Origin of the sequence: Paenibacillus shunpengii, assembly GCF_042684905.1 — a bacterium.
Taxonomy (GTDB): domain Bacteria; phylum Bacillota; class Bacilli; order Paenibacillales; family Paenibacillaceae; genus Paenibacillus; species Paenibacillus shunpengii.
Genome location: NZ_JBHUMJ010000002.1, coordinates 815,306 through 827,468, shown reverse-complemented (window position 1 = coordinate 827,468; position 12,163 = coordinate 815,306). Strand labels below are relative to the sequence as shown.

Sequence of the window (12,163 nt, the reverse complement as noted above, 5' to 3'; positions counted from 1 at the left end):
AGTTTTTTCGAAGCATCCATGATTGTATGCAGTCCCCGACACAATATCGTCGACATCAAGTCTTATTCTTTTGATATCCCTTTTGTATTTTGTAATACAATCCTCCATCCATCTGGATCAGCAATTGTAACTCCGTTCAGATCCCAATAAGGATTCTCTGATTCTACTATTTCGTAGCCCATGGAGCTTAATCTAGCCACAATAGCATCTCTATCCTCTACATTCGGGAAATAGAATACTAATAAATTATCCTTTGAAGGTGAATGCACATGGCTTGCATCTATATGCTGCGTAAATTCCAAATGATAATCTACATTCGGCAAGCCAAGCATCACACCATCATATCCATCATGATTTTTGAATGAGCCTACTATTTCTAATCCGATCCCTTTGTTGTAAAATTCAATAATTTTATTCAATTGATGCGTTGGACGAGCAACGCGAAATTGTGTTACTGGTAATTCTTCTGACCAAGGTGTATTCATAATGTCCTCCTTAACCATAATTAAAATACTTGTCGTAACTCAATCTGACCCTCTCCATGTCCTTGTGGATCAGGCATCCGCATGGCCCACTCAATGGCTTCTTCTCTCGACTTCACATCAATCAGAATGAACCCGGCAATCAATTCTTTCGATTCCGTAAACGGGCCATCCGTAACCACTGGCTTCCCGCCTTCTATCGGAAAAGAAAAGCGAATTCCAGTTGAACTTGGATGAAGCCCTTTTGCCGCAACTCGAACACCTGCTTTAACTAATTCCTCATTGTACTTATCCATGGCATCCCTGAGCTCTGGGCTGGGGAGATTACCGGCTTCCGAATTCTTTGAAGCTTTTACAATCAACATAAATAGCATAGATTTTCCTCCTTATTTTGAGTTAAGAAGACCAATTACAAGCCGGCCCCTATATGAGTACTACGAACTGGAAGAGTCAAAATCGACACAAATAAATGAAAACTTTAATAACAGGTTTATCAAGAAAGGAATATTTCATCTTTGTAAAAGCTTAGCAGCTTATGATCTATCTCATCGATGTATCCAATTTCACTTTCTTCATCCCAAAATACAATTTCCCTTGCCTCCTCATTCTCTTCAAAGGGTCTTGGTTCAGTAATGAACGCACTAAATAATCCTCCATACTCTTTCTTTCCATTATGTAGTGAAAACCTCATTAAGCCTAAAAAGAATAGACGGCTAGGTATTTGATTCGTTTCCTCCATTAACTCTCGCAGAGCACATTCACGTAATGTTTCACCTTCTTCGAGAAGTCCACCAGCAACTTCCCAATTCTTCTTCCACTTATTAAACATCAATAAAAATCCTTCAGCGCTCTTGGCCACGACTAGTGCATGGGTGATCGGATATTCAAATTTCATTGAACTCATTTCTTCTTCAGAAACTTCCATGAGTTCTTCAAATACATCCCCGCGTTTATTTACACATATAGGCATCACTGAATCTCCTTTTATTTATTTGAATTGTTATTCGTAATTTTTTTATTAGGCAGCTAAGCTGACGGATCCGATCTCGGTACGATGAATATTCCTATTTCTTTCTCCATAACGATGTCCATAAGAATGGTACTCCAAAAAGACAGCTATCCTCATCCATAGGATTCATCATTCTTAATTCTATACATTCAAAATAATCAGACATTATAAATCTTATTTTTTCTTCAGTGAATGCAAGACCACCTTTCATGCTCTTCTCTTCATATACTTCCCAATCATTCATTGTGAATTGTGGTCCACCAATTTCTCCAAACCCAGATGCAAAGCAGGTCAAACCAAAATACCCTCCTGACTTTAACCCCTGATGAATCATTTCCAAATATTGAATTCTTCGATGGGGTAAGATACCATGCATACAACCAGAATCATATATCAACTCATATTCATTAACTGGTTTCAGATCAAATACAGATTGGCACTTAAAATTAATGTCGAGCTCTAATTCACTCGCTCTTTCTTTAGCCCAATCAATAGCTACTTGTGAAATATCGTAAGCATCCACATCATAGCCATTCAATTTAAGATAGATGGCATTCCTCCCTGGACCGCAGCCCAGTTCTAACGCCCGTCCTTTATTAATCATTCCTGACTTTATATACAGATCAAGATTCTCATCTGGCTTATTAGGAAAGAATGGAATTGGTTTTTGACGATCTGAATAAAACGGATCCCAAAATTGCTTGGAGGGTCGAAACTGAGTATCTAACATTTCATATAGATCATTTAGGGTTCTAATTGTTTTGTCCATCTTCGAAAAACGCCTCCCTTAATCACGCTTTACTTTAATTGCACATCACGTTCCCTAATCTACAATGTGACCCGGCCTTAGATAACTCTTTCCTTAGGCCGGGTCGTGTGTTGTCTGAATTACTACCTATGCGTCTGATAAAAAAGAAGGCAATACCCCGAAGCATAGGTGCATTAAAAATTATCAATTCTTCATTATTGGTAGTATTTTATGGGTGATGAATCTTCCTGGACGATGTTCGTCAACAGAATAAAACATAGCAATTTCTTTTACCTGATAGCTTATTTCATTAAATTCTTCATCTAACTTGCTCTTCATCTCTGAAAGTTGTTTATATTGATTGTATCCATAGGTTAATGTCGAATGGAAATGAAATGCATCCCCATCAAAGCCAGGTTTCTGAATTTGAAATTTGTTCATTAAGTCACTATTTAATCTATCGTTTATCTCTCTAGTTATAAGAACTGAGCGGGATTGAAAAACTAATCAATCCTTTTATATCATGAGACGAACTACTTCACCATCAATTAATTCGCTACTTACTCTTTTGAATCCCAGAGATTCATATAGATTGCCTGCAACTGTGTTCTCAGGCCTATGTCCTATCATTATTCTTTGGCAATTCAATGTATCTTTCATTAATTCTATCAATTGTTTCATCGATGCTTTTCCATACCCTTTTCCCTGGTACTTTTTATGAATCATTAGCGCTGGAATCCAATAGTTACCTTTATTATCGGGCATCGTACAATACACAATAAAACCTATAATATCTGTACTACAATAGATCGCTAACGGTTCGAACTCAGTGACATACTTAGATTCAGCAATCCAGTAGACGATTGGTGCAGGGAATACACTCTTTTGATCTTTTCTTACTTCCAATTGGGTGCAGTTATACCAATTATCAACCGTTACAGGCTTCAAACTAATTTCCATGCTAGATTCCTCCTAGTCAAGTTGCACAGAGGAATCACTTAATCATTCCCCTGTGTTAAATCGAAACACCTCTTAAATCACTGTTGGTTTTCAGCTTCTTTGTATTATTCATACGACATCACTCCTTTCATGCTTCGTAATTACAAATGCCCAATGCTATTAAATCAATTGATGAGTCTCGAATAGGTCAATTCCTATGATATCTGCCTCTACCGTTGTCCATATTCTAGGAGAACCGAGTTGCATTAATTTTTCATTTAATAGGTTGATAATTGTGGCTGCTTACTAATCATAAACTCATACGCATCAGCTTGATTTGAATAAATTTCTTTGTGAGATGCCATTATCATTCCTCCTTGTTGTGATTTTAATTCCTCAAATCTAATCTGTATTGAATAAGTTGACTGTCCAATCCTAAGTATTCTTCACTACCAATTCTACTAATTTCTTTGAAGCCTATTCTCTCAAGCATTTTTCTCGATCTAACATTTGAATCGTGTGTTTCTGCGTTAAAGACAGTAATTCCTAATTTCTTAGAAGCATGGTCGATCATAGATAGAGCTGAATGAAATCCAAGCCCTTTCCCCCAGAGCGTACTTTCACCAATTGCAATACCTAACTCAGCAGAATTGTCTTTAATACAGGCCAAGTCAGCATATCCAATAAGCCTTTCATTAAATTCTATTCCCATTCGAATAAAATCTTCAGCTTCGTTATTCACACATTTCAGCCACCATATATATAATTCTTGTGGGTTTCTATCTTTTTCCCATCCATTTGCTGAACAGAAAGAGTCATCCTTACTCCAATTCAGAACACTGTTATAATCATCTGCTCTTAAATTTCTTATTTTTACCCCTATTGGATTGTCATCTAGGTTCATTTTCTTTCTCCTAAATTTGAAATGAGCTTCTAGCATAGCTGTAAACTGATCCCGCTACTCTAATTGCCCCTTATTGCAAACTAAGGGTTGAACGACCCACAGCGTAGAAGCGAAGTTAGGTGATGTTTAGATGATATTTGAGACAACCATTAAATCTGAGCTCCATGAAATATTTTTAAAATAAATTCTCTATCTGGAACTTTAAGATCTTCATATGACTTTAAGAAGCTTACATTATTATAAGGTACTTCAATTACTTCCTCTTCAATAGAGTTATTATTTATTCGTACTATTCCGTATCTTGCAATCGGTTTATGATAACAGCCTAATGAGCCAGGATTAAAATAATTTATCTTATCTGATTTGAATTGGTGAACAATATGGTGATGTCCGAAACATACAATATCATAGTCTAGATTGGAATATAGCTCATCTAACTTTTCTGAAGTCGGATTTTTTTCAATAGGAAGATAATCACCCATACTATTCAAATGATAGTGTGCCAAATAGAATTTTATTCCTGAATCTTCATATACTATTCGTTTGGGAAGCTTTTTAAGGAAATCAATATATCTTTCTTCAATTCGGTCAGCCAACCATTTATGATGAACTCGTTCATCCTCATGACCTTTAGGAGGAAGTTCACCCTTATAGGCAGCAATCACTGCTATTTCATGATTCCCTATCACGAATGAAATGTTGTTTCGCTGTAGTAGTAATTCCATAACTGTATTACTATCTGGCCCAATGCCAATCATATCTCCTAAACAAAAGATTTGTTCTATTTCTTTAGAATCAATATCCTCAAGCACTGCTTTTAAGGCAGGGCTGTTACCATGTATGTCTGTTATAATGGCATACGACTTCATTCGGTGTTCCTCTTTCTTTATTAGTTTTCATCAACTTAACCTAAATTGTTTGTAAGTAACGACGAACCCGAGAAGCATACACGAGCATAACTACCTTATTCTTTTGGTCATTCTCGCAAATCTATGACCTGCTTGAAAACCTGTTGATAAGAGAAAATAGAATTAATGATTATCTGCCATGAATTTGAGAGTTTATCAAGTCATGAGATTCTCCCTGGCTTGGATCCTTAATCTGGATCCATTCAAGACTTCCGAATCGATCTTCACAATACTCTTCCGCTTCGATCAATGTCTCAAACCAATAGTCTTGAGTGCAAGGTAAATCTTCTACGGTTTTATAGGTGAAGACGTAGACTTCTTGATCTGCTTCATACATCATAACTTTCTTCACTTCATCTTCGATATCAACAAAAGCATATTTCCTCATAGGTTTTCCTCTTAATTTTATAGGTTAGGGTGTGTCGCATATACGTCGTTCGCTCGTTTGTAAACAGGGATTAATTTAAGAGTCTTTTTGGAGGTGTTGAGATAGAAATGGAGTCATTGAGTGACCTATCTAATATAGAGACGATGGGCTTTCTTTCTACGTATCACCTACGAAGTAATGTACTTCTTTCTTTACAAACTTTTTAAAATAACCCCTAAAAATCTCATATCTTCATTGAAGATCTTGACCTTCTTGCTTACCCCAGCTTGCACCAAGATTCATATAATGACTTTGATTATCTACTCCGTCAGTTTCTTTAAATCCATGTACTTTGTAAAAAGCACTTGCCTTTTCATTATCAGTTTTTAGTACTAGTCTCTTATAGTAAGGTTCCCCAAACTTAACTACTGCGTTTAATAACTCTCTTCCAATGCCTTTATTTCTATACTCGGGTTTTACGTATAGTCTTCTTATTCTTCCTATTTCACTTTTTATACTAGTCTCTTGATTCAAACCACATATTCCAATGCATTCACTCCGGTATACAGCAATAAAAAGTGCCTCTCCTTCTTGTGAAAAAGTATTGATCCCTGTTATATATTCATTAACTAGTCGAGAAAGATGACGGAAGCCTTCATTTTGACTACTTTCAACGAGTTGTCTTATTTCATGAACTTCAAGTCGATCAATTTTCAGTATTTTTATTTCCTTCATGCAATTCACCCACATATATGGTTTTATTTATCTTTGCAGTACGTATAACATGTTCCTGTATTGGGTATCCGACTCAGGCTAAATGTCCGCAGCGTGAATATTACGTTATATTGAAGGACTCTCTTCTATAGAATTATCCTAATAAATTGGTATTCAATGTCCACTCTAATCTTCTAAGCCACTCATTTTTTACATTGGGATTCGCATTCTTTGTTCGATTCAAAATATGAATTACTCTAGAAAGTGCAAATGCTTTTACAGCTTCCTCTGTTATTTGTATGGGTGAGCGTAAACGATATGCATTTAAGAAAATTTCAGATAGCTCTTCACAAATATCGGGGTAATGGAGATGAACAAACCATAGCACCCATGCGATATCTTGAAGAGGATGCCCCCATCCTCCCCACTCCCAATCAATAACAACCATTGAATTCTCGGATAAAATCGTATTATGAGGTCCAAAATCACCATGAATTAAGGTATTTTCTTCCTCAACATGAATATCCAGGAGATCTCTCACCCTGCCCTTTAGATCACTGGAGACAAAATCGACTGAATCAATTCCTCGTTCCATAAGCCCAATGATGGGTAATTCCCATTGACTCTTTTTCTGTTTTATTGAATGTATTTCAGTGGATAAACGAACACCTAACAACTTATAGATCTCTCGAGCCTTATCCATATCACCTTGATCTAGCAAACGCTGGCCGTTGATTCCATGTATGTAATCCATAATGATGTACCCGGATGTATCGTCTTCAAAATAATCATAAATTTTTGGAGACACACCTGAATGGTTTAAAAGAGTCAGTGTATCCCTTTCACTCTTACCATTACTATTATTTTTATTGAAAATTTTCGCAATAACCAGAGGGTTTGATCCTTCGAGAAGAAATGATGAATTGGTATATCCTCCTGTCAATGCAGTCAATTTTATATTCGGAAACTTACGCAACAAGATGTCATTAACCATCAACTGTAAACCTTCTTCCTCTATTTTTTAAGGTCTTTCGATTAACGTTATTGTGTTCACGAATCTTTGGATCGATAGAACTTTCTAATAACACCATCATGTAAAAACTCAATCACATATTCATCTACTCGATATAGCCATACATCCGGAGAGACAGCCAGTATTTCATCCAAATTATTTATTGCTTCTGCAAGATCCACTTGTATTACAGGGTCATTCCCATGACTCCATAGTACAATACACTTTTCTTTCTTGGTTATATGATTAAGCAAATCGTTTATTGTTAGCTCTTCAAAAACGTGAACCTCCATATTCACTCGACCATAGGTAGTAAATTCATATTTTTCTGGTAGATCATTATAAATTCGATTTGATTGCTCTTGGCTATAAATTATGGTTCCTTCACTTAGTGAAGCAATACATTCTTTAAACAACACACTATATTCTTCTTTGCTCTTGCGCTTTTGCTTTTCTAATCGTCTTTCTAATTTTAATTTTCTTTCTTGGTTCATGATAAAACCGCCATTTCTTATATTTCATCAGTCAACCATAACCACTTGACATTCTTTTTTCCAACACCTTTTTTATGTCTAACATTAAACCTCTGTGAGTCGCTTCATTCCATTGGTATTGATCATCCGTCCAATTTGATTCCGGATAGGTCCATACAGGGTTTCTTCGATTGTACTCCGGTTCCCATTCATATCTCGGAAATACATGAGCATGTAAGAATGGAGCCTCATTACCATAAATTGAATAATTGATTCTCATTGGTTTACATACTTCTTTCAAAGCATCTCCTAATAGACTCATATCAAGTAAAAAATCATTACGATCTCCATACTCTAGATCTGTTAGCTCATTCACTTTCGGTGCTCGAATAAGCAAACAATAGCCCGGTAAAAATTGTGTTAATCCGATAACAGCGTAGCCTGATTTCATTTTGGTTATGACAGTAGGATTTTCACCTCTATCTGCAAAACCTATAGGATCTGACAGAAAATTATGCTTCATAAACTCATCTCCAAGATATTGATTTCCCTCTAATCTCTTATATAAATTCCTTACTAAGTATAGTTTCAACTACTCTTTTATTGTCCTTATACTGCAACTTGATAAGTGATATTTCTTGCACCTCGGCTTGTATACTCTCTAATCTTTTTGTACTGTATTGTAATGCTTCTAATAACTTCTGATCGCTTAATCGGTTTGCAATTGTACAGTGAGGTATCCATTTTTCAGGATTGTACGTTGAATTGGAGAATACATTATATTCCTTGAAGTGATGATGATGATTGAAGTGAAGTTCTAGCAATTCCATTGTTGGATTCGGAGATAAAAATAAAGCTCCACTTTTTATGAACGTCCCCAACATGCTAAAGGTTAGACAGAGCCTTGGAGTTGAATCGTAATATTCGCAGAACCTATTCTTGAAACTACACTCCTCCAAATCTGAATAATCAGCTATGGTTAGATGTGGCTTTCTATTCTCTATTTCGTTAGCATAGCTAGATATACCTTCCTCATTCAATTCCCCCCATAGATTATTGATTTTATGATTTGTTTCTGAGTCAAAATGAAGTACTACCCCATACAAAATATAATCACTACCTTCTATTCTATTTAAGTTTTAAATTCTTGTTATATTCATTATTCGTTTAAGATCTCTCACGCCTTCCGAACAGCAGGTGAGTAAAATACGTCACTATGCATATGCTGAATTCTGTCCCAATTCCAAAGGATTGGTCGTGTCTGGAGAACGGTGCTGCGGAAGAGTCGAGTCTCCTTCTAGACAGAGATCGATGTACGTTTTTATGACTCCAATCGGCATCCCGGATTGCTTAAGGCATTTGATGCCATACAGCCAGTTGATCGATTCTTCGTCGAACATCCGTATATTATTTTAATTGCCCTGTATGCTTGGCACGAACGGATTGTTGAAAACTCTAACATTTTCGATTTTTAGCTGATAAAAAGTTTATCATTTAGAATCTGTGCTCCCGTATTTCTCACTTACAGACAGAATATACAGCGTGAGGCATTCATACGGTAGTGGGAGATCTCGCTAACATGTCCGTGGATACGCTAGCGGCCGCCTTCGTCAACGCTGACCTCATCGTATTCAGCGCAGGGACCAATGGAGGCAAGATAGAGGTCACAAAGTCGATCGATGGCGATGGCGTTACGAAAATGATCGGGACAGTTGAATAAACACAAATTTATCTTTTCGCGCTTGTGTCGGTACTCCAAGAGTCTTGGTGGAAACGTAATCTCGGTGAAGAAGTCGAGTATTACGTAGACCGCTGAACTGTAGATTGTCAGATCTCTGCCGAAATCGTCTCACACCCGTTGAAAATCGCAAACCTTTGGAGACAATTGTTCAGGGCTGTTCGCAACTGCGTTGTTTGCTTCACACCGTTCTCGTACCAGATGTTTTTAACAACGAGTGTTCCTGTTTTTCGCTCCACGATGATCTCGGCTCGTCCAATAAAGCTCTCTCCATATAATAGTGGCAGCACATAATAGCCGTATTTTCGTTTGATTGCAGGAATGTATATCTCCCAGGTGTAATCGAAGCCAAACAATTCGTTGATAAGTCTTCTGTCCCATATGAAATTATCTAGAGGGGCAATAAGCTCGCAACGCAGTTTCGGCTCGTTATCTTGCAGAACGTCTTCAATTAGCAGTAAATCCTCTGTAAGGCAGTACAGCATATCCTTCATTTGTTCCACGGCAACAGCAACAATGCGTGCTTCTTGTAATAGCTGGCGAAAAACTTCATTACGCTGAGCCGTTTTCAACCCCCATATATTCATCCATGCATCGGACGCACGATTCCATAAGAGACCAACAGAGCCGATTCTACGCAGCACCCGCCACTTATAATGCTCAAGCTCATCCTCGAGCGGCTCTGATGCATTCAGCAGATTTGGCTGTATGTACTTCTTGGCAATATCGTAATACTTACGAGTTCCTTTTTTATGATGGATAATCAACTCACCCGTCGAATACATCTGTTCCAGCACCGAACGGGTTGTATTGTTTCCGCTGCTCCAGTGGATGGCCGATTGCCAAGAGAAATCTCCTTCCAACTTCAAATCATTTGAACTTAGTGCACCGTAATTTTGGATATGAGCTCTTACTTGCGCTGTCAACGCTTCCATTTCGGGATAGCGTGCGCCATGTAGCCTCGCGGCTTGTCTGAATCGCTCAAAATACGGCCAATCCTCGACAGGAATAATGGACAGATTCTTGTCAGGATAATCGACAAGGCTTCTATCCTCATACAGCAGCTCGGCGAGCATTTCCTTCGTAAATCCCTTAATACGCGACTGCAGCACCAGTTCGGCGTTTTTACCGCAAACATCGATGGGGTCATATTGAATACAGCTGGCCTGCCGAGCAAAGTCCAATACGCCCTGCTTCCCACTAAATTTATATTCGCCTAGAAGCCCATGCTTCAACAACAGAAATTGCCGTGCCTGGCGTTTTGTCAATTGGATCATGTTCGCACCTACCTTCTAGTTTAGTAAAGTATTACTTCACGAGTATCCATATTGAAATCTCCTGCAATTTGCTCCTGGCAATATTTTGTATAACGTGAAATCCCTCATCAATTCCACTTCTAATATCGGGCGGACAAGGGACCTGTAATCACTTGAAGGTCTTTCAATAATGTAATGTATTTCTTTCAATTCATTAAAAATAAATGGCCAGTCATCATTATAGTCTTCAATAATAACTGGTTTTACGATCTTCATAGATACACTCACTTTAATATTATCTTTACGATGATTGTACTAACGTTTTGTATTGACGACGTAATGGCCCATTAAAGTCGCTGCTTATAGTTGTGAGGCTTGTCGAACACTTAATGAAGTGACGTCCCGACGGGCTTATGGAGGCTGAATGTGGTCACTCGCTTCTCAGAGCAACCATAATCGTCAATATACTGTTAGCCGAATGAATTTCTGGAAGCAGCCATTACGTTTAGAGCGTTCTCAAAATAGCTGTATACTTCATCTGCAATTCCCAAAAACTCCTCAACAAGTACATCACTATCCAAGTAACAAGCATACAGATACTCAACTAAAGCGGAGTCAATCTCGCAATAGTTTATTATGGCATTCTTCATCTCAATAATGTCATCTTGCCATACACCTGTATCTACTAAAACCAAAGAGTATAATGCACGAATTAATCTCTTTGAATACCCTTTAATATATCTAGTTTTCATCGTGTGATCACTAGCAGTAGAAAGTGAACGACGTACACGATCTACTTCTTCCTTGGTCTCTGTATTTAAGTCTAAAATGAACTCTGGAGAAATAATGATCGGTGGTACTTTTTCACCAACATCATCACCATATATGCAAACACAGATTATCTTAACCCAAAAACCCCACTCATTTGGTTTACTTAATACATCGTCAATTGAGCAAATGATCGTATCAATCTTAGTAATGAATGGATATTCTTTCAAAAGCCTGTCTTTAATGTTTGACAATCTTTCGTAATCAATATCTGAGGGATTTACACATACAATAGTAAAGTCTGCATCTGACTTAAAAGGTTTAGCAGTTCCTTTTGGAATCGAGCCACACATATAAATGCTATGAATCTTACCTTTAAATTCGGCAAGTATATGATCCATATACTTAACAACAAAATCCTTATATTCACTTTGTATTACAATTCTATTTATTACTTTTTCTAACATCATATAGACACCTCCTAAAGAGATGTTACTCCCTCTTTGTATTTACTTTCTTAAATACCATTAAGATGTAAAAATTGTTATCTATGTATTCTAGCTCAAAGATGCACTTTCCTTAATGCTCATGTTCGGCATGTTCATTTTGACATTGCTCACCTACATGAAAAAGAAATAGACCGCCCTGGCTAGGATAACGGTCTACTTCCGACCCATCTTACGTGGCCGACTGCTCTTTATGCAGTTGTTGTACTTTGGAGTCGTGTTCCAGCACGGATCCATACTTATTCTAACCTCAGTATAACTCTTTTTATAACGCTTTTATAGGTTTGTTCATTATTTTTATTTTATATAAGGTATGTAATATAGTCTGCAATAATTTCT

At 37.3% G+C, this 12,163-nt stretch carries 17 protein-coding genes and 2 pseudogenes; 2 read left to right on the top strand and 17 right to left on the bottom strand.

Features of this window, described 5'->3' with window-relative positions:
* Positions 1 to 62: 62 nt before the first annotated feature.
* The 14 genes and pseudogenes from ACFSVM_RS03755 to ACFSVM_RS03690 all read right to left on the bottom strand — a co-directional run.
* Positions 63 to 485 carry a VOC family protein gene (locus ACFSVM_RS03755; RefSeq protein ID WP_205053663.1) on the bottom strand — a complete coding sequence of 141 codons (423 nt, stop codon included), beginning with the start codon at positions 483 to 485 and terminating at the stop codon, positions 63 to 65.
* Between the two features lie 20 nt (positions 486 to 505).
* Complete coding sequence (locus ACFSVM_RS03750; RefSeq protein ID WP_205053664.1) at positions 506 to 856, bottom strand: YciI family protein; 351 nt, start codon at positions 854 to 856, stop codon at positions 506 to 508.
* 119 nt (positions 857 to 975) lie between these two features.
* Entirely contained in the window at positions 976 to 1,452 is a 477-nt protein-coding gene (locus ACFSVM_RS03745; RefSeq protein WP_379260498.1) for an NUDIX domain-containing protein, read from the bottom strand.
* A 94-nt stretch (positions 1,453 to 1,546) separates the two neighbouring features.
* Positions 1,547 to 2,260 (bottom strand): class I SAM-dependent methyltransferase, encoded by a 714-nt coding sequence (locus ACFSVM_RS03740; RefSeq protein ID WP_379260496.1) that lies wholly within the window; start codon positions 2,258 to 2,260, stop codon positions 1,547 to 1,549.
* Between the two features lie 495 nt (positions 2,261 to 2,755).
* On the bottom strand, positions 2,756 to 3,199 hold the full coding sequence (locus ACFSVM_RS03735) for a GNAT family N-acetyltransferase (RefSeq protein WP_379260494.1): 444 nt from the start codon (positions 3,197 to 3,199) through the stop codon (positions 2,756 to 2,758).
* Between the two features lie 367 nt (positions 3,200 to 3,566).
* The gene (locus ACFSVM_RS03730; RefSeq protein ID WP_379260492.1) at positions 3,567 to 4,082 is read right to left on the bottom strand and encodes a GNAT family N-acetyltransferase; all 516 of its coding nucleotides are present in this window, start codon (positions 4,080 to 4,082) and stop codon (positions 3,567 to 3,569) included.
* A gap of 149 nt (positions 4,083 to 4,231) precedes the next feature.
* The gene (locus ACFSVM_RS03725; protein ID WP_379260490.1) at positions 4,232 to 4,951 is read right to left on the bottom strand and encodes a metallophosphoesterase family protein; all 720 of its coding nucleotides are present in this window, start codon (positions 4,949 to 4,951) and stop codon (positions 4,232 to 4,234) included.
* A 169-nt stretch (positions 4,952 to 5,120) separates the two neighbouring features.
* Entirely contained in the window at positions 5,121 to 5,378 is a 258-nt protein-coding gene (locus ACFSVM_RS03720; protein ID WP_379260488.1) for a hypothetical protein, read from the bottom strand.
* A 231-nt stretch (positions 5,379 to 5,609) separates the two neighbouring features.
* Complete coding sequence (locus tag ACFSVM_RS03715) at positions 5,610 to 6,092, bottom strand: GNAT family N-acetyltransferase (protein WP_205053675.1); 483 nt, start codon at positions 6,090 to 6,092, stop codon at positions 5,610 to 5,612.
* 133 nt (positions 6,093 to 6,225) lie between these two features.
* The gene (locus tag ACFSVM_RS03710) at positions 6,226 to 7,065 is read right to left on the bottom strand and encodes a phosphotransferase family protein (protein WP_379260486.1); all 840 of its coding nucleotides are present in this window, start codon (positions 7,063 to 7,065) and stop codon (positions 6,226 to 6,228) included.
* Positions 7,066 to 7,121: 56 nt separating this feature from the next.
* The gene (locus ACFSVM_RS03705) at positions 7,122 to 7,577 is read right to left on the bottom strand and encodes a CDI toxin immunity protein (RefSeq protein WP_379260484.1); all 456 of its coding nucleotides are present in this window, start codon (positions 7,575 to 7,577) and stop codon (positions 7,122 to 7,124) included.
* Between the two features lie 31 nt (positions 7,578 to 7,608).
* Complete coding sequence (locus ACFSVM_RS03700; protein ID WP_379260482.1) at positions 7,609 to 8,079, bottom strand: HIT family protein; 471 nt, start codon at positions 8,077 to 8,079, stop codon at positions 7,609 to 7,611.
* Positions 8,080 to 8,116: 37 nt separating this feature from the next.
* Positions 8,117 to 8,596, bottom strand: coding sequence for a 2'-5' RNA ligase family protein (locus tag ACFSVM_RS03695; RefSeq protein WP_379260480.1), 480 nt, complete (start codon positions 8,594 to 8,596; stop codon positions 8,117 to 8,119).
* A 137-nt stretch (positions 8,597 to 8,733) separates the two neighbouring features.
* Positions 8,734 to 8,992, bottom strand: a pseudogene (locus tag ACFSVM_RS03690) (MerR family transcriptional regulator); the annotation flags it as partial.
* A gap of 143 nt (positions 8,993 to 9,135) precedes the next feature.
* On the opposite strand from ACFSVM_RS03690, the gene ACFSVM_RS03685 reads away from it, so the two are divergent.
* Positions 9,136 to 9,276 carry a hypothetical protein gene (locus ACFSVM_RS03685; protein ID WP_379260478.1) on the top strand — a complete coding sequence of 47 codons (141 nt, stop codon included), beginning with the start codon at positions 9,136 to 9,138 and terminating at the stop codon, positions 9,274 to 9,276.
* 107 nt (positions 9,277 to 9,383) lie between these two features.
* Here the strand turns inward: ACFSVM_RS03685 and ACFSVM_RS03680 are convergent, their stop codons facing one another.
* The 3 genes from ACFSVM_RS03680 to ACFSVM_RS03670 form a co-directional block, all read right to left on the bottom strand.
* Entirely contained in the window at positions 9,384 to 10,571 is a 1,188-nt protein-coding gene (locus tag ACFSVM_RS03680) for a winged helix-turn-helix domain-containing protein (protein WP_090723665.1), read from the bottom strand.
* A gap of 36 nt (positions 10,572 to 10,607) precedes the next feature.
* A complete protein-coding gene (locus ACFSVM_RS03675; RefSeq protein ID WP_379260475.1) occupies positions 10,608 to 10,826 on the bottom strand; it encodes a hypothetical protein in 219 nt (72 codons plus the stop codon).
* 194 nt (positions 10,827 to 11,020) lie between these two features.
* On the bottom strand, positions 11,021 to 11,788 hold the full coding sequence (locus ACFSVM_RS03670) for a nucleotidyltransferase domain-containing protein (protein ID WP_379260473.1): 768 nt from the start codon (positions 11,786 to 11,788) through the stop codon (positions 11,021 to 11,023).
* Positions 11,789 to 11,891: 103 nt separating this feature from the next.
* On the opposite strand from ACFSVM_RS03670, the pseudogene ACFSVM_RS03665 reads away from it, so the two are divergent.
* Positions 11,892 to 11,957 (top strand): annotated as a pseudogene (locus ACFSVM_RS03665) (putative holin-like toxin); the annotation flags it as partial.
* Positions 11,958 to 12,163: the final 206 nt, after the last annotated feature.

Coding starts and splice junctions, on each gene's coding strand:
- ACFSVM_RS03700 (WP_379260482.1), bottom strand. CDS start 8,079: ATGAAGCATAATTTTCTGTCAGATCCTATAGGTTTTGCAGATAGAGGT.
- ACFSVM_RS03730 (WP_379260492.1), bottom strand. CDS start 4,082: ATGAACCTAGATGACAATCCAATAGGGGTAAAAATAAGAAATTTAAGA.
- ACFSVM_RS03670 (WP_379260473.1), bottom strand. CDS start 11,788: ATGATGTTAGAAAAAGTAATAAATAGAATTGTAATACAAAGTGAATAT.
- ACFSVM_RS03675 (WP_379260475.1), bottom strand. CDS start 10,826: ATGAAGATCGTAAAACCAGTTATTATTGAAGACTATAATGATGACTGG.
- ACFSVM_RS03715 (WP_205053675.1), bottom strand. CDS start 6,092: ATGAAGGAAATAAAAATACTGAAAATTGATCGACTTGAAGTTCATGAA.
- ACFSVM_RS03720 (WP_379260488.1), bottom strand. CDS start 5,378: ATGAGGAAATATGCTTTTGTTGATATCGAAGATGAAGTGAAGAAAGTT.
- ACFSVM_RS03685 (WP_379260478.1), top strand. CDS start 9,136: ATGTCCGTGGATACGCTAGCGGCCGCCTTCGTCAACGCTGACCTCATC.
- ACFSVM_RS03755 (WP_205053663.1), bottom strand. CDS start 485: ATGAATACACCTTGGTCAGAAGAATTACCAGTAACACAATTTCGCGTT.
- ACFSVM_RS03740 (WP_379260496.1), bottom strand. CDS start 2,260: ATGGACAAAACAATTAGAACCCTAAATGATCTATATGAAATGTTAGAT.
- ACFSVM_RS03745 (WP_379260498.1), bottom strand. CDS start 1,452: ATGCCTATATGTGTAAATAAACGCGGGGATGTATTTGAAGAACTCATG.
- ACFSVM_RS03680 (WP_090723665.1), bottom strand. CDS start 10,571: ATGATCCAATTGACAAAACGCCAGGCACGGCAATTTCTGTTGTTGAAG.
- ACFSVM_RS03725 (WP_379260490.1), bottom strand. CDS start 4,951: ATGAAGTCGTATGCCATTATAACAGACATACATGGTAACAGCCCTGCC.
- ACFSVM_RS03750 (WP_205053664.1), bottom strand. CDS start 856: ATGCTATTTATGTTGATTGTAAAAGCTTCAAAGAATTCGGAAGCCGGT.
- ACFSVM_RS03705 (WP_379260484.1), bottom strand. CDS start 7,577: ATGAACCAAGAAAGAAAATTAAAATTAGAAAGACGATTAGAAAAGCAA.
- ACFSVM_RS03735 (WP_379260494.1), bottom strand. CDS start 3,199: ATGGAAATTAGTTTGAAGCCTGTAACGGTTGATAATTGGTATAACTGC.
- ACFSVM_RS03710 (WP_379260486.1), bottom strand. CDS start 7,065: ATGGTTAATGACATCTTGTTGCGTAAGTTTCCGAATATAAAATTGACT.